Source organism: Brucepastera parasyntrophica, assembly GCF_022376835.1.
Taxonomy (GTDB): Bacteria; Spirochaetota; Spirochaetia; order Treponematales; family Treponemataceae; genus Brucepastera; species Brucepastera parasyntrophica.
Map to the genome: position 1 here is coordinate 657,753 of NZ_CP084606.1, position 16,077 is coordinate 673,829.

The 16,077-nt window shown below is 47.5% G+C and carries 10 protein-coding genes and 1 tRNA gene; 2 read left to right on the plus strand and 9 right to left on the minus strand.

Translation table 11 applies throughout. The annotated features are described in order from the left end of the window. Window positions 1-30 precede the first annotated feature (30 nt). The 6 genes from K7I13_RS03150 to K7I13_RS03175 are packed head-to-tail and all read right to left on the minus strand — an operon-like array spanning window position 31 to window position 6,379. On the minus strand, window positions 31-249 hold the full coding sequence (locus K7I13_RS03150; protein WP_255947865.1) for a hypothetical protein: 219 nt from the start codon (window positions 247-249) through the stop codon (window positions 31-33). 32 nt (window positions 250-281) lie between these two features. After that, the gene (locus tag K7I13_RS03155) at window positions 282-1,919 is read right to left on the minus strand and encodes an insulinase family protein (protein ID WP_255947866.1); all 1,638 of its coding nucleotides are present in this window, start codon (window positions 1,917-1,919) and stop codon (window positions 282-284) included. Continuing rightward, window positions 1,859-3,331, minus strand: a complete 1,473-nt coding sequence (locus tag K7I13_RS03160; protein ID WP_255947867.1) for an insulinase family protein — start codon at window positions 3,329-3,331, stop codon at window positions 1,859-1,861. The genes K7I13_RS03155 and K7I13_RS03160 overlap by 61 nt, the downstream gene beginning before the upstream one ends. Then, a complete protein-coding gene (locus K7I13_RS03165; protein WP_255947869.1) occupies window positions 3,319-4,575 on the minus strand; it encodes a flagellar motor switch protein FliG in 1,257 nt (418 codons plus the stop codon). Before K7I13_RS03165 ends, K7I13_RS03160 begins: the two co-directional genes overlap by 13 nt. Window positions 4,576-4,610: 35 nt before the next feature. Continuing rightward, window positions 4,611-5,639: a zinc dependent phospholipase C family protein gene (locus tag K7I13_RS03170; RefSeq protein ID WP_255947871.1), complete on the minus strand. Its 1,029-nt coding sequence runs from the start codon at window positions 5,637-5,639 to the stop codon at window positions 4,611-4,613. A gap of 5 nt (window positions 5,640-5,644) precedes the next feature. Beyond that, window positions 5,645-6,379 carry a response regulator gene (locus tag K7I13_RS03175; RefSeq protein WP_255947873.1) on the minus strand — a complete coding sequence of 245 codons (735 nt, stop codon included), beginning with the start codon at window positions 6,377-6,379 and terminating at the stop codon, window positions 5,645-5,647. A gap of 276 nt (window positions 6,380-6,655) precedes the next feature. Between K7I13_RS03175 and K7I13_RS03180 the strand changes: the two genes are divergently transcribed. After that, window positions 6,656-6,729: transfer RNA gene (locus K7I13_RS03180), tRNA-Pro, on the plus strand. A gap of 638 nt (window positions 6,730-7,367) precedes the next feature. Next, window positions 7,368-9,197 (plus strand): DUF2974 domain-containing protein, encoded by a 1,830-nt coding sequence (locus K7I13_RS03185; RefSeq protein ID WP_255947874.1) that lies wholly within the window; start codon window positions 7,368-7,370, stop codon window positions 9,195-9,197. A gap of 73 nt (window positions 9,198-9,270) precedes the next feature. Here K7I13_RS03185 and K7I13_RS03190 read toward each other — a convergent pair whose 3' ends face one another. The 3 genes from K7I13_RS03190 to K7I13_RS03200 are packed head-to-tail and all read right to left on the minus strand — an operon-like array spanning window position 9,271 to window position 15,805. After that, a complete protein-coding gene (locus tag K7I13_RS03190; protein ID WP_255947875.1) occupies window positions 9,271-9,636 on the minus strand; it encodes a hypothetical protein in 366 nt (121 codons plus the stop codon). A gap of 3 nt (window positions 9,637-9,639) precedes the next feature. Beyond that, window positions 9,640-11,826 carry a fibronectin type III domain-containing protein gene (locus tag K7I13_RS03195; RefSeq protein ID WP_255947876.1) on the minus strand — a complete coding sequence of 729 codons (2,187 nt, stop codon included), beginning with the start codon at window positions 11,824-11,826 and terminating at the stop codon, window positions 9,640-9,642. A 4-nt stretch (window positions 11,827-11,830) separates the two neighbouring features. Then, on the minus strand, window positions 11,831-15,805 hold the full coding sequence (locus K7I13_RS03200) for a fibronectin type III domain-containing protein (RefSeq protein ID WP_255947877.1): 3,975 nt from the start codon (window positions 15,803-15,805) through the stop codon (window positions 11,831-11,833). Window positions 15,806-16,077 lie beyond the last annotated feature (272 nt).

A 16,077-nucleotide genomic window follows, 5' to 3' on the forward strand; every position in this document is an offset into this window, starting at 1 on the left:
ATACTAATTCGGATGGGGATATGTCTATTTTCAGGGATTTTTAAATTTAGAATTTCGGGATTTTCCGGTTTTTTTCTCATTAGGAAAGGTTCGGTCAATATATTCCAGACATTTACTTGCTACGATTTGCACATGCTCATACCATATCCTGTATAATTCGTTGTCAACAACATTAGGATAGGGAGCGCCCTGAATATCAGAAACCAGCTGTTTCATAATCTCAATACCTTCATGATCCAGATGTTTCATGCTGTTTCTCCTCAAGCAATTATTGTTCACTATTATATAGTAATTTTCGTATTATTTCCAGTAAATTCCGTCTTTTTCGCAGTCTTTATCTGTTTTTTTCCCCCCAGAATAACCTGTTTTGCCGTATCGAATTCTTTGAAAAGGTTCCGGGCGGAAGTCTGTATATCTTCAGGCTGGACAGAAATTATATGCTTTATTTTCTGCAAACGTAATTCATCGGTAATACCGTATAAAATCCTTATAAAGGCTGTAAAACCCTTGTCAGCAGGTGACCGGGGCTGGATTTCCCTGCTATAGCACCCCGCAATTGTTTTTTCGAGATCAACAGGGTCTATTGCCTGTCCGGAAACCAGAGTGAGAGCTTCGCGGAAAACAGCCAGAGAACGCAGGGGCTGGGGGTCCCGGTATGTTGCCAGAATAAACAGTTTCTCAAGAGAATCCGGAAACGCAAAGGCGCCGTATGCGCCGCCTGTTGTACGGATTTGCTCCCACAGGACTCCGTTTGCAAGCCAGTTCCCGAGGACTGTAACAACGGCCTGCTCAAAGGTACCATACGGAGGCGCCGGAAGAACGGCCGCGGCAAATCCTACCTGAAGAGAAGAAGAAACAATGAATTCGAATTCCGGATTTTTTGAACGGGACCGCTTTTTGCCGTTTATTTTCAGAAGGGTCGCAAAATGCGGCTCAGCCCGGGAGGAATCGGAATCAGGCCCGGAAGGAGCTCCAAAGGGTTCCGTCAGACGAGGAAGCATTGCCGATACCGAAGTAATAATTGAAGAAGTCCCGGTTATGTTGATTATAATTCCGGCGGAAAGCAGCCTCGTATGAATTTCATCAAGGTCCGCCGCAAGCCTGGCCGCGGCCTTTTTGGTTTGTATTTTTTTGCACAAGGCCCTGATGTACTGTATTTGTGAAATTCCGTTCCATATTTCATCAATAGCCCGGGACCTGCCGGTAAAGGCGGCTGATCTGGAAATGGCGTACTGGTTTCCGGCTGGAGCGATTGACGAGCCGAGATCATTTTTATACTCCAGTAAAAGATCTTCCAGACGTTTTTTATCTGAAAAATCAATATTTTCCAGAAATCTGAACAGAAGCGGAACTGCTTCGGGAATAAGCTCTTCAAGCATTTTTATCCGTATTATCAGAAGATCCCTGCCGGTAAGATTCCCGGGGAGAAGTTCAGGTAATTTTGTATTCTGAACCGGGGAACTTGAATAAAGGCTTGTCCCGAATCCGCCGGCGGTCTGCGCAAGCAGAGCGGAGGCTTCCGCCCAGTTCAGGGCAGGTTCCCCGTTTTTCCCCGCTGACAGACCCATTCCAGTAAAAGCCGAGGCAAAGAAAGGAAGCAGAGGATAGAATCCGGGCGGGAGTGTATCTACGGGAATTCCTATATCCATATACGCAATGCCGTTTGTCGGCTGCTCATGAGTCAGAACAGGGATGGTTCCGGAAAAACCGATTTCAGTCTCTATGCGGTCAGGAACGCCCGACAAGTCCTCCCTCCTGAGATGAGGGATAAGCGCAAGCAGTTCGGGAGAATCTTCCTTTCGCTGAAGGGCATAAAAGTTCCGCTGTTTTTCAAGAAAATTTTCTCTGCTTTCGGGAGTTAGGCTTTTCTCAAAGGAGTCAGTATAGGAAGCCAGCGTTTCATCAAGCTTTTTTCCCAATTCTGGTCCGGATATACTACAACTACAGCGCGGTGTTTATTTCCTACCAGCCATTTTCTCAGGAGGTCCGTTATATATGAAGGGTTACCGTCAATTCTGCGTTTTACTTCCTCAAAGGCGGGAATAAAACGCAGAGTATGTGAAGGTCCGAATCCATGAATCCAGCCGCGGAGAGAGCGGCGCATAAGAGCCAGGGCAAAGGGACCGCCGGACCTGCGTACTTCCCTGTTGCTGAAATCTATTGACCGGACGGCAGCCTGTATATCTTTTTCTGGCATACCATTTTTTTCAAGTTCCGCGAGGGTTTCGAGTATAGTACTTTCAACCCGGGCCGTATTCCGGGTATGGACTCCGCGCAGCCCGATAGAGAAACACATATGTTTAATTTCCGTTTCCAGACCGCTGGCAGGGGCTATGTCTTCGCCCAGTCCCGACTCAAGAAGAACCCTGTTCAGAGGCGAACCGTCATGGCCCATAAGAATTTCCGTAAGAAGACTTGCTTCCAGAATTGCTACAGGATCGGTTGCGTCAGGCAGGAGCCAGTTAAGCAGAACAGTAGTTTTCTCGGGGTCCTGTCCGGTTTCGGCAGGGGCCGGGATTTCAAATTTCCTGGGCTGGTCAAAACTCTGCGGGATACTTTCAAACACCGGTTTTTCAGCCGGAGTGAAGTGCCGTAAAAAACGTTCATTAAGGAGTTCAAGCTGTTTTTCCGTGGAAATATTTCCGCACAGAAAAACCCTGCAGTTCACCGGATGATAATATTTTCTGTGAAAATCCTTAAACTGTTCATACGTAAGAGCCGGGATTTCCGCCGGGTCTCCGCCGGAATCATGCATATACGGAGTGCCCATTAACAGGGATTTCAATGACCAGTCTCCGGCTATACTGTCAAAGGAAGAATAATTTCCCTTCATTTCATTGAACACAACTCCCTGAATGGAAACTTTTCCGCTTGCTTCATCAATTTCAAAACGGTGTCCTTCCTGCCGGAAAACCCATTCTTCCAGTCCGGGAAAAAAGACCGCGTCTCCATAAACAGACATTAAATTGAAATAGTCGGATTCCACCATGGAACTTGCCGGATATACCGTCTTGTCAGAAAAAGTCATGGCGTTAAGAAACGTTTTTACACTTTGCCTTACAAGAACAAGAAAGGGATCTTTGAGGGGATAGTTTTTGGAACCGCATAATACCGAATGCTCAAGAATATGGGGCGTTCCGGAAGAGTCGCTGCTCGGGGTCATAAAAGCGTAAGAAAAAAAGTTTTCTTCATCTGAATTGAGAATATGGTATACTTCAAGTCCGGTAACTGTATGCCGCGCACTGATACCTCGGGCATTCATCTCCGGCAGTTCCTGAATATCGGTAATTTCAAATCCGTGAATTTCACTTCCTTTTTTTATTGTACCCATGTTGTTTTATCATCCCTGCCTTCGACATATATTTCACCTTTTTCCCATGCCCGACGCATGACTGAAAAGAACTTTGAAGTCACGCGTTCTGATTCGGCCCGGGATACCGGCACTACTATTTTTTCTTCATCCAGAACGAGGGCTGAACGCGTCCGCGATAAATTGCCGAGTATTTTCTCCCTGAAATTCTCCGGCTTGCCTGCAATAAGGACGGCAATATCATGTTCGGTCAGGGTTCTGAGATACTCCTGAATAAAGCGGTTATCGGAATGTATTATGTCATCAATAGTAAACAGACGTTCCCGCAAATCTTTTCCCAGTTCAGGGTCAGTATCGGACAGGGTATCCAGAATCATTTTCTCGCTGGTAAGATCCATTTTCCTGAGAATGCCGGCAAGGGCGGAGCGGCCGTCAACCCGGTTTGCGGAAGAAGTATTGATATTCTGGATTTTTTCCCTCATTCCCTCATCAACGCGGCGCAGAACTTCAGGATTAATTTCGGTAAGCTTCGCGAGCCTGAGAACGGTCTCCTTCTTTTCTTCGGGCTTCATAATCTTTATTACTTCCGCTGCTTCGACAGGTTTAAGCTGGGACAAAACCAGGGCCTTGACCGCCGGAAGTTCATCGGAAATGATAAGATATATCCGTTCGGGATCAATACCCTCAAGATAGTCAAACGGTTTTCCGTGGACATTCGGCACGGCCTTTTGAAGCAGAGCTTCGGCTTTTTCAGCACCGAAGGCAGTTTCCAGAATGGAACGCGCGGTCGCAACACCGCCGGAAGGTTCCCGGGCCTGCTTTAAAAGGGCCTGAAATTCCGCGAGAATAATTTCTGCTTCATCCGGCTCTACTCTCCGTATGGACGCGATTTCGAGTACTATTTTATCAACCTGTTCAGGCGTTAACTGGGCCATTACTTTCGCGGCTTCATCAACCCCAATCAGTAACAGAAATTTTGCTACTTTACGGTAAGTCCCGTCCTGCTGCTCCTGCGAATCAGGGTCACGCTGGATTTTAACAAGTCCCGGAAGTATAATTTTCCCGTCTGTTGCCGGAGCCGTGGCCGTATTGGTTTTTTCCGGTTTCTTTTTTTCCTGCTCCGTTTTTCCGGGATTGCCGCTCTGGGAACGTGAAATGTGTTCAGGTGTAAACGGCCGGGGATTTTTCTGTGTCTGATCCTGCGGCGAGGAACCTTTTTTTATTTCTTTATTATATGCGCCAAGGCGTTTATCATTCAGATTCATATTACCATCATATCAGCGCCCGGAAAGGCGGTCAACTAAGCAGTCCCGAGCCAGGCAAGCCTCTTTTCCTTTTCCGCAAGCAGGGCGGAACCCAGATCAAAAGCGTCCCAGAAGCGGACTTTCCCGAGTTTTCCGTCCGGGCCCGCTACCGAGAGACACTCATTTCCGATGGCTGTTTCAAAATCGGAAAAAGAGAGATTCCCTCCGAGCAGGTCCCTCAGCAGTTTAAAAACCCGGGCGGACTCCTGCACCGAAGCTTCAAACAGTTCGGGAACCGAGCTGCTGCTTTTTTCCCCGCTGACCGGATGCCTCCATTCCCGCTTTTCAGTATTCATCCAGTCTATGGACGGATCAGGCTCATCAGGATGAAGCAGGGCCACGCCGGCGGCGCCCAGTTCCACAAAATAGCGCATGCACATAATTCCCATTTTATCATGTATACTGATCAGCCGGGGATTCGATATATCATAATAATAAATCGAATCGGTAAAAGCGTTCCGGATCCTCTGCAGGATTTGGGGATCTTTTTCCGCCTCGCCCGGATACACAGCGGAAAGAACCGGAGCTATAGCCTTCGCAAGCAGGTCTATTTCATTACCCGAAAGCCAGAAAGATGAACCTGTATCAAAGGAATCAAGTTTTTTCCGTTCAGTTTTACGCAAAAGTTCGGAATCAAGGATACGCTCGAAAAAAGCGTGAAACTGCGCTGAAGAAACCCCCGGTATTCCGGTTTTTCCGTCGGTATATGACCGGTAAACAATATACGGATGAAGCAGCCTGTCGGCGACCTGATGGGTTATAAAACCATAAAACCAGGACAATACGCCTGCGGGGATATCAGGAGGAAGAGCTGAAACAAATTCAGCGCAAAACCGGCCGTAATCCCTGCGGTGCAGAAGGCGCCCGTATGCAAGCGCGAGCGGTTTTGTTCTCCTGTTATGCAGAAAAATATCCGGCCCCTGGCAGCCCAGCCTGAAGGCAGCGCTGTCAAAATTTTCAATAACCGTTCCGGAAAGGGCAAGGGCTTTTTCACCTGCCAAAACATGAAAGATTTGTGAAGGCACGGGAGTTATGGTTCCTTGAGGGGAATCAGCAGTCCTGAAAAACGGTCGCCATCCGGGGTATTGGCCGCTATCACAGTAAAAAACTGAAAGGTATCACCCGCCGTATCCGCTTTAATGGAAAGAAGGGTGGCAATTTTTTCACTTGCGGAACCCCCGATAACGGCATTGATGTGATCTTCCAATACCTTTTCGGGTATGCCGTACTCATCGTAATCTTCGAGTTTAACTCCCCCGTCTTTTTCCCAGTGCCAGACAAAAGCTGACTTGTCGTCCATGAAAAAACGGAGTATTTCTTCTTTTTCCGCAAGCTGCTGAAAACGGGCTTCAGTCTGCTTCATACGTTTTTCAAGCTTATACTTGTATAATACGGTATCAAGCGTAGTTGAAAGATTATCAGGACTGATCGGTTTCAGCAGATAGGCGGCATATGTCAGCTCTTTGGCCCTTACAAGCGCCGATAAATCGGGAGTTGTGATACAGAAAATTATTGGAATGTCAAAGTCTTTTTGAATTTCACGGGCAATTTCAATTCCATCCTGATCCCCTTTCAGGGTCATATCCAGAAGCACGACGTCAGGAAGAAAGCGCTTTACCGCGGTAATTACTGCAGGGCACGCATCAGCCAGGGCTACTACATCATAGCCTATCCTCATTACCATACCCTGTAAATCAAGAGCAACGATAGGGTCACTTTCGGCGATCAGAATTTTTGTATGACTATCATTTATCAAGTCTGGCATGTATAACCTTATAGTCGCTTGTTGAAAAAGCCTGCCGTAAAGGCGGGAAAACAGTAACAGGGCAGGTATATCCGTAAATATACTCCTTCATTCAAGCAGCTCCATATTGTATTTACATCTTTGTTTTCCCGGAATTTCATAAATCTTCAGCGATTTAAAAAATCTCACATAATAAGTCTATTCCGTTTTTCTGAATACTTCAACTAAAAAATGAAAAAAAGAACCATTTTGCCGTCATTGACAAGGCGTTTTTTTCATGTTAAGGTATTGAGCATTCGGGCAATAGCGCAGTTGGTTAGCGTACAAGTCTGGGGGACTTGGGGTCCCCGGTTCAAATCCGGGTTGCCCGATTATTTTTAAAAAATCAGTATGTTCCGGTGTGAATCGTGAATTTGCCTGAAGGTTCCGGAATCCATTTTAACAGCCTGTATACTGTTTTTCCGTTCCGGAAATAAAACACCCCGCAAAGCCGCGGGTGTTTCGTTCTTCCGTGGAGTGGGTCCCGGGGTTAGTACCGGAATATTAAATTCCAGCCGTAAATAAAACCTCATCTGAATATTTATCCCTGCTTTAATTCTTCCGCATGGGAGGGTTATATCCTTTCAGTATTTTATGCTGTCCGTATGTATCCGCGCAGAGGAGCGGGTATATCCCTGCCCCGATGACCGGCTGCCCAATCAGAAACCGGACCGATACGATACCGGATACGATACAGTATCGTATTGCCCAGCGGCGCGTTAATTTCCATACACATAAAATTGCAAATCCATGTGTATGGAAATTTTCAAATCTGTCCTGTTTCTTATAACAGCGTACATTAAAAATCTTTCCTGGAGTATTTCCTGAATCTGAAAAATACCCGTCTTTTATTCGCATGCAGGCTTAATACTCCGTCCTTCACAGGGTTATCGATTGACTACAAGAAAAACGGCGGCGGTGCTTGTCTATTTTGCTGATTTATATATATTTTAAACAGGCAGGTTATTTCATGGCGAATATTATTGATTATCTGAATTGGCGGGGAGACCTTGATTTTCGACAGGCACCGTTCAATGCTGTTGACAGCATTATCCTTTCACGGCTTTCATATCTTCCTTTTGAAGGTATTGTTCCGCCGCCTTCCGAAAGAAAAACAATAACTGTTTCGGAGGCGGTGAAACGGTTCAGTGAACTTACGGCGGATGGGGAAAACAGCTTGTCGGCGCGTGTCAGCCGTCCGGAAGACTCGGCCTTGCTGAAAGCCCTTGGGGAAAGCAGGCGCTTCCGTGATTTCAGACTTGCCGGGTTTGTTAACCATGTTGATGCCTCCCAGGAAAAACAGTTTGCCGCGCTCACTATCCTGATGAAAAAAGGTCCGGTATTTGTTTCCTACCGGGGCACAGATAATACTATTGTAGGCTGGAAGGAAGATCTCAATATGGCGTTCCTCGACCATATCCCTTCCCAGCAGGACGCGGCCGAATATCTGAATAACGCGGCCCAAAAGTTCAAAGGAAAGCTGATGACCGGGGGACATTCCAAGGGAGGAAATCTTGCCGTATACGCGGCGGCTTTTTGCGGCAGGCATGTCCAGAACCGCATTACCGGAATTTTCAATAATGACGGCCCCGGTTTCAGGGAAGAAATAGTAACCGGAAAAGAATACCGGAAGGTCGTGGGAAGGATTCAGACTTTTGTACCACAGGGCTCGGTAGTCGGCATGCTTTTTGAGCACGGAGACAATTATACGGTAGTCAGCAGTACGAAAAAGGGGCTTCTCCAGCATGATCTGTATTCCTGGGAGGTAACGCCTAATGATGTGCTTCGTCTGCATACTGTTACAAGCGGAAGCGCTTTTATGGACAAAACAATGAACGAGTGGATAAGCGGTTTGAATAATGAACAGCGCAGACAGTTTGCCGATACCCTGTATCAGGTACTCAGCTCAACCGAAGCCCAGACAGTTCCGGAGTTAAGTACTTCATGGCTGAAAAGCAGCCTCTCCATTGTTCACAGCCTCGGCAGCATAGATAAAGAAACCAGGGACGCGGTTGTTCACGCGGTTTCCGCGCTGGTTAAGTCGGCACGGAACAACATGGGAACGCTGTTCCCCAGAAGCCGGAAAAAGACATGGAACAGCAATCCGTATAATCCGACCGGGAGGTTATTTGTTTTTGGGCTTGATGTACGGATAGAGATTCGGGTTTTTCCTGCTGTATCTGACACCAAAATCAATCTGATACTGGTAGACAATATTGTATGGTTCCATAGTACCGTTTGTTCCGAGATTGCCGTTATCAAGCGAAGCAAGTCCATTCAGGAGAATTGTCCAGCCCCGGCTTACCGGCAGTTCAAGTCCGACCAGGGCGGCGATTCCGACATTCACATAATTCCACCGGTCGGAATTCTGGAAAAATACATGCAGACCGGGCGACAGGTTAAAACGGACATACTGCCACATGTTCAGCTCAAAATCCACGCCGGCAAAAAGGTCAACAGCATATCTGATAACATTTTTTGCAACCTGAGGTACCTCATTGAAAGTAAAGGTAAGCGGGTAATAAACCGAAAGCCGGACTATACTGTTAAGGGGCTGCATGTTTACAGTTTTTATTCCGAAATAAGCCCCTGGCATAAAATCAACAAAAACAAAATTGCTCCTGTCTTCTTTTCTAATGATTCTTGTTACCCAAGCGGCGGTTACACCTTCATTAAATACAACGAAAGGTTTTTTATCTATTCGGGATGCTGTTTTTTTGTCGGCGGAAGCATTGTCCGCCGCGTCCGGCGCCGCGATAGTATCATTTATATCAGAAACAGAAGCTTCTTCATTATTTGACTCCGCGCTGACAGCAAATACCAGGAGGAGAAACAATAAGACGAGCGTCAGTCGTTTTTTCAATTCGGGCTCCTTAATTAGCTATTTTATACAGGCTGAGCGGGATGAGATTGCCGTCTTCATCAGTCCAGTTCATATACAGTATATTTCCGCGGATATCCCATTCCGTTACAATCTGCTTGCCGGTGGAACAGGTAAGCACAAGTGAATTAAGGAGTACGGTATAATCACCGTCATAATTAAGTTTGCCCTGAACGAAATCCGCTATTGAAGCCACAAAGGTTCCGTCATTTACAAAAGTAAGCGTATCGCCTCTGTTGTCCGCCCATTTCCCGTACAGAGGACTTGGCGTTGTGCAGGCCGAAAAAAATCCGGCGAGCGCAAGAACAGCCGTGAGGCAGAACCCGGCATACAAACTCTTTTTTCCTTTAGAAAACATATTTTATCTCTCCCCTACTGTCCAACTGACCGAACCCTGTAAAAAACCTGCAGGTTCTATTACGTATAATCCGCCGCCCGCCGAACCGCCTTTAATTTCAACACCGTCATAATATACTTTCCCCGGATACATTCCGGTACAAACCATTGTTCCGTCCATTGAACCGTTCGCGCTCATGTTTGCGGTTGTATTGGTGTCTCCGGTCACACTGAAGTACACCCCATTGGCGCTGTCATTTTCAATATAAAAGTCGGCATAGTTACTGTAATGCATGGTAATCCGGGCGCCGACGCCCTGGACTTTGGCGGTATAGTTTAAATTCCCGCTTATTGCGCCGGTCGCTGTTTCCGAACCGAGCTTGTCCATATCATTTGACTTATGCATGAGCGTAAGCTTTTTATGCGAAGATTTAACCGTTTTGTTAAACTCGAGCATATACTGTTCGTAAGTCAGGGCTCCGTATCCGGTACGGGTATCGGAAAAATATGAACCCTGACCGAGCATATTCAAAGAAAGAACTCTGTAATAATACAGCTTTCCGACCTTGGCCGTTTCATTGGGATCAACAAAAGAGAAGACGCCATCAATCTCAGCCGAAGCATCGATCGGATCGTCTGTTATTTTACGGAAGCCCGAATCAGGAGAGGTAGAACGGTACACATGATATGCTGCCGGTGTTTCCGAAGATGGTTTCTTCCAGGTAATTTTTACCGGATATACTCCGGAGGAATTTGCCGTTTCCCCTGAAAGGTTTGCGGCCTTTGTCGCGTCAAGAATTACCGCAGCAGCCGGTGCAGGAGATACAACGGAACTCTGGGAACTCTCCGCTGAGGTCAGGGTGTTCACTGTTGCTACCTTATAGAAGGTATAGGGGTCGACATTATCCGCATGAATATATCCGTCGGATCCAGTCACGGGCAAAACACCTGACGCTACCTCGGCGGTAAATGTACCGGCCAGATTATTGTCGGCGTATACCTTGTATGAATATCTGGACTGTTCCGTCTCCGTTCCGATCGCGGGGTACCATATAATTGATACCGATCCGCCGGACGATTTTATGGCAGATACTGTCGAAGGAGGACTGAGGATGTAGCCTTCAACGTCATCGGTTGAAAACTGGCTTTTTAAAACCTTGGAGTTGACTGTATCTTCCGCAATGCTCTGGACCAGATAGTAATAATATAATCCCGGCCGCAGCTGTTTGGAGTCAACCCAGAAAGTATCCGTTGTGTTCTCGGTCAGCCTGGTCAGTGAAGAATCCTGTGAACTGTAGCGGTATACCGCATAATAGTCGGCTTCGGAAGACGCGTCCCATTCGATTGTTATCTGGTTTGTCGCGTGTCCCCGTCCGGAATTGTCCGCAAGCCGGACATTTTCCGGCGTATCGGGAGCGCCGGTAACCAGCGCGTAGCCCATCGCAAGATTGCTTACGACGCTGGTATTTCCCGAATCATTTATGGCATAAACCGAATAATAATATTCCTTGCCCTGCTCGTCTTCTGAAACCGTATTCGTATACCACATCTGGTTCCCGTATACGGAATCCATATAGTACGGAGAAGTTCCGGTCGCGTAATCCGAACGGTATATTGTATAGGAAGAGGCGCCGTTAACCTTTTCCCATTGCAGGGTTATCTGGGTGGTTGAAGTCCCGAGACTTGCCCGCACATTGGACGGCGGCGCAAACAGGGTGCCGGAAAGAGCCGCGGTAGGATCACTGCTGTCATATTTTTCTCCGACATTTTCGGCAATAATCCGGTAATAATATTTGTTCTGGTATTCAGGCGAAGTGCGCTGGGGATTTGTCAGGACCCGATGAGTATATCCGGTGTCATAGACAAAATTTTCCAGAACTTCAAAATCCTCGTTGCCCGGAACTTCATAGGTAATATTCCCGCCGCCGTCGATTATGGGTTCCATAACCGCGCATTCAATCATATATGACGCTGCCCCGGTCACGCCGTTCCAGGTCAGTCTGATTGCCGAGGGGGAATATCCGTCGGAAACATAAAACTGGGTCGGCGTGGACAGTTTTGATATTTCCTCTTCCTGCCTGAACACATCTTTCAGAGATCCGGTCCCGTCGGGATCCGCATCCATTGCCACCTTGCCCTGAAAAAGATCAGCGCAGCCTGAAAGAAACATAATAGAAAAAAATAACACAGAATGTATCATTACCTTGTTCATATACTTATTTCCATTCATCCGTATCGTTCGAATATCCGGTACCGGCAAACATAAAGGGAAGATTAAAGGCCCTGCCATCGCCTGACATACTGTAATACTCGGGGTCCTCCCCGTGCCAGACGACAGTAACGCCGCCCGATGTGCGTGTCGTAGATCCGCTGCCTTTATTTGCTCCGGTGCCTTCAAAATCTATGGTACCTGTCCAGTCTTCTTCGTTACCCTGCCAGCCCGCATAGGTGACAGTCATTGGACTGTTCGTCCAGTACCGTTCCTGTTTTTGCCCCATAATACCGCCGCGCGCCCACAGGTCGCCCGATATGATGACGGCTGAAATCTCATCAGGATCTTCCTCATCCCGTGACGCCTGTGACGCATGGCTCGCGACATAACTGGTGTATGTCATCTGAATTCTGCAGTCTGTTGCTCCCATATAGTTCCATACAGATTTAAGACCGGTAATGCCGATTCCGTCAGAATTGCTGTTACGCGTTCCCCGTTCCTTCTCCATACCGGTACTCATACCGATAATCGCCATCTTGGCAAACTCAAGGTTCGTTACATCACGGGAACCCCATTTTACATAATTTGCCGGATCTTCATAGCCATCCGACCAGGTATAATCAGGAGGAGAACTGTATACTTTATCCTCACCAATAAGAACGTAAGCGCGTACGCGGAAATAATGTTTGTAATCCCGGAGTACTTTCAGATACCCTGTATCATTTGTTATATCCCGTTTAAACATTGACAGGGACGGCAGGTTCTGGGCAGGAACATCAAGAACGCTGTGCCAGTTTCCGTCTATATTTCTGTTATATACCTGCACCTCGTATCCGCTGAGGCCCCTGTTCATTTTGCCTGAAGTACTGCTGTCTGTGCCGGCCACGTTCCAGCTGACCGTTTCGTGGTACACGCCGAGGGAAGCCTTTGATACGGTAATCAGGGTCGGCTTCGCGAGCACATAACCGGCCATTTTGTATTCGTCGGTCAGGGTTTCATCCATAACCGTATAACAGGAAGTGATAAACCGGCTGTTTTCATCCGGACGGGAGACGCCCGCTATTCCGGATACGGCGACGCCTACCAGATAATCGTAGGCGACCCCTTCATGGGGAGCAGACGGATTATCGGAAGCGGCCCGGTCAATATATTCCGTACCATACACCGGCGTCAGTGTAATCTGCGTCCAGTTGTTTGAAGTATCGGTCTGGGCTTTCCGGTATATATAATATGAAAGGGTCGGCTGTTCGGGCAGCTGTTCCAGCTGCAGCGGGGCTTTCCAGGTAATCCGTACCCCGTTATTGATACGTTCAGTGTTGACTGTCTGGTAATAGGTGGCTTTTGTGCCTTTTACATCACGTCCGAAACCTACCGCAAAACCGGTCTGCTCGGACGGAGATATATTGGTATATATCACTGATGAAACCGAGCAGGAAGTCCCCGCTCCGGCGTGAGTAAATGACGGTACGTCATTTTCGGAAAGGACAGGCAAAACATAATACCGGTAAGGATAACCCCATGCCAGATTATTCTGTTCATCAACATATGAGTCAGTATAATTCTGAAGCCGGTAGTTCGCGGCGGCAGTGTCCGTTAAGTAGGAATCGGTCAGGGTATAGCGTTTGGTTTCGGTATTATACTGGACGGAAGCGGAAACGGTACTGGTATCTTCCTTTGTTCCCTCAACAACAACGAGTTCCTTGCCTGTCAGCGAGCTTGTTTCACCGTCAATATAATAGAGAATTTCATTGCCTGAAAAAACAGCGCTGTTATTCATGTCAAACTGCCGGCGGACAACATAATAGCCTTTGGCGCCTTCCGCGGCTGTCCAGCCCAGATCAATACCGGAAACGGAACGTCCCTGATCCGCGGCTGAAGAAAGTTCCGCGGGACCGACCAGGCGGGCGCCAACCTCGGCGGAAGATGTCTTGATTTCGACACCGTCGCCGTTCGCCGTTTCGCGGGCGCGGTTTATGGCCTCAACCGAAACCGACAGGAGTTTTCCCGAACGGGCCGCGTTGTTATACCCTTCCGGTTTGAAACTGAAAGTATACCGCTGGCTTATGTCATCAAAAACAAGGTCCTCAGCTGAAACAGTATCCGCAACAAGAACCGCAGAATCGTCATATTCATAATTGACACGGTAAGTATCCGCCATCTGCGCGGCGGTCCACGCCAGTTTGATTGTGTCATAGGAAGTTTCACCGATATTTTCGGCTACGGGAGTGCCGAGGGTTTTCATGTCATAAACGTACACTTCCTCTCCCCGGACATTCCGTTCAGTTTTCGCGTACATGGAAAAATACCGGGTTATGCCGCTCTGCTGTCCGTCATATTCATACCGGCAGATATCTCCGTCCTGGTCATACCCGACATCAAATTCCGTAATCTCCACCCAGTTATCAACGCCTGTTTCGGAATAGGCCAGAACATATTTTCTGTTTGCGTATCTTGTCCATTCAATTACATATTTATCGGGATACCCGTCCGCAACAGCGAAATTTTCAACGACGACAGGCTCGATATTTTCAGTGATCCGCCTGGTCCCGACCATTTGCACTGTTTCAACATTTGTACCGTCGAGGTATACATCAACGGAATAGGAATACAATCCCCGCCCGTTTGAAAGGGCTGTCGTTGACCTGGTTAAGTCTATTGCCGCTGTGTACACTTCAACGTCTTCAAGGCAGCACTCGTAATCATTGGTCCTAGGCAGGACATGATCCAGCGGGTGATTGTCACCGACCGGAGCGATTGTTTCATGCAGAATATAGGTATACTCTATGCCTTTCGGATCATGTGAAAAATTGAGCGACAGTTCGGCTCTTTCAAATTCGTTTTCTTCGGGATTGAGATAATACACAGGTGTTTTGGTTGAAATTACCGGTTTTTTCATTACCCAGCCGGAAGCAGTCGCAATAGAGGAATTTGAAGAAATTATTTTCGTTACACCATCGGCATAGGACTGGATTTTATATTCATATTCCGTACCCCGCTTTGACGTAATAATTGAAGTGTCTTCCCAGGCAACAGTTATGCCGGGCGTATACTCGGGGAAGGTTTTGGGATCGGTCCCGAAATAGGGACAGACAGTCTGGAATTCTCCCTCGGTTCCGGCCTCGCGGCGGGAAATTACGAAATACAGGGGATGCAGTTCAAACATGCCGTTTCCTATGGAAACATCAACCATTTCGGGCAAATCAAAATATATGGTTATGGAAGACGCGCTGGTACCCTTTGTGGCTCTGGCGTTTTCCGGAGCGTTCGGTCTCAGCCGCCGCGCGGTCGCCGCATCCATTTTTTCACTTATTTCAGTCGCGTTCTGGTCTCCGTCAAGATAGGCCTCTACCTGATACGTATAGTTGGTATTCGGAGACAGGTTTGAAAAGGCTGCCGACGTTTCGGCTGTGGCGGAACCGTTCACCGCAAGACGGGCTACCTCTGTTGTATCGTCAAAACAATATACAATATACCGGACCTGGTTCTGATAGGTCGCGGCGTCAATATTATTCATATACCAGTGAACGGTCGCGGACGAATCGGCGTCATTGTCAGACTCTGTAATATCGCTGATAACGGGCTGGGCAAGACTGGTTCCCCGGACATAAGAACTCATCGGGGAAATATTCCCCTTTGCGTCAACAGCCCGTATCCTGAAATACAGGCTGGCCCCGGCAGAAACAGAGACCTTATACTCGGCGGTAGCGTTCAGGGTTTCGGCGTACTGCGTAAACTCCATCAGAGGGCTGTCGGCCTTGTAAATATAGTAACGGGCAGCGTCTTTGACACTATCCCAGGAAAGTGTAATAGTCCGTTTGCCGCCGTGGGAAGCGCGCACATTTTCAGGCGCAGCCCAGGCTCTGTTATCGGTATTATTCGAACCCAAAGCCGGTGACGGTAAAAGCTGGTTCTGACAGGCCGAAAGACCGATCATTAATACACCCGCAGTTAATAAAAGAAGTTTTTGACTTTTTCCCATCGGTTTACTCCTGCAGATAACGACTGGAAATCAGAAAGTGCACAGATCATGCACCTTTATTAACAGATTACATACAAAAAATATGTACACCCTCAAATTATAGACGGTTTATTAAAGAAAAACAATACAATCGGCAAAGTTTTTTACAAAAGACGTGATTTTGTCAATGACAAGGCCGGATTTGCGGTTTTTCCATGAAATTCCGGGCCCTGTACACGAAATTCGCAGGTATTTTTGCTGAAAATACTGCCAGCGCACTATAATAAGGCAAA

Coding starts and splice junctions, on each gene's coding strand:
- K7I13_RS03150 (WP_255947865.1), bottom strand. CDS start 249: ATGAAACATCTGGATCATGAAGGTATTGAGATTATGAAACAGCTGGTT.
- K7I13_RS03160 (WP_255947867.1), bottom strand. CDS start 3,331: ATGGGTACAATAAAAAAAGGAAGTGAAATTCACGGATTTGAAATTACC.
- K7I13_RS03165 (WP_255947869.1), bottom strand. CDS start 4,575: ATGAATCTGAATGATAAACGCCTTGGCGCATATAATAAAGAAATAAAA.
- K7I13_RS03175 (WP_255947873.1), bottom strand. CDS start 6,379: ATGCCAGACTTGATAAATGATAGTCATACAAAAATTCTGATCGCCGAA.
- K7I13_RS03185 (WP_255947874.1), top strand. CDS start 7,368: ATGGCGAATATTATTGATTATCTGAATTGGCGGGGAGACCTTGATTTT.
- K7I13_RS03190 (WP_255947875.1), bottom strand. CDS start 9,636: ATGTTTTCTAAAGGAAAAAAGAGTTTGTATGCCGGGTTCTGCCTCACG.
- K7I13_RS03195 (WP_255947876.1), bottom strand. CDS start 11,826: ATGAACAAGGTAATGATACATTCTGTGTTATTTTTTTCTATTATGTTT.
- K7I13_RS03200 (WP_255947877.1), bottom strand. CDS start 15,805: ATGGGAAAAAGTCAAAAACTTCTTTTATTAACTGCGGGTGTATTAATG.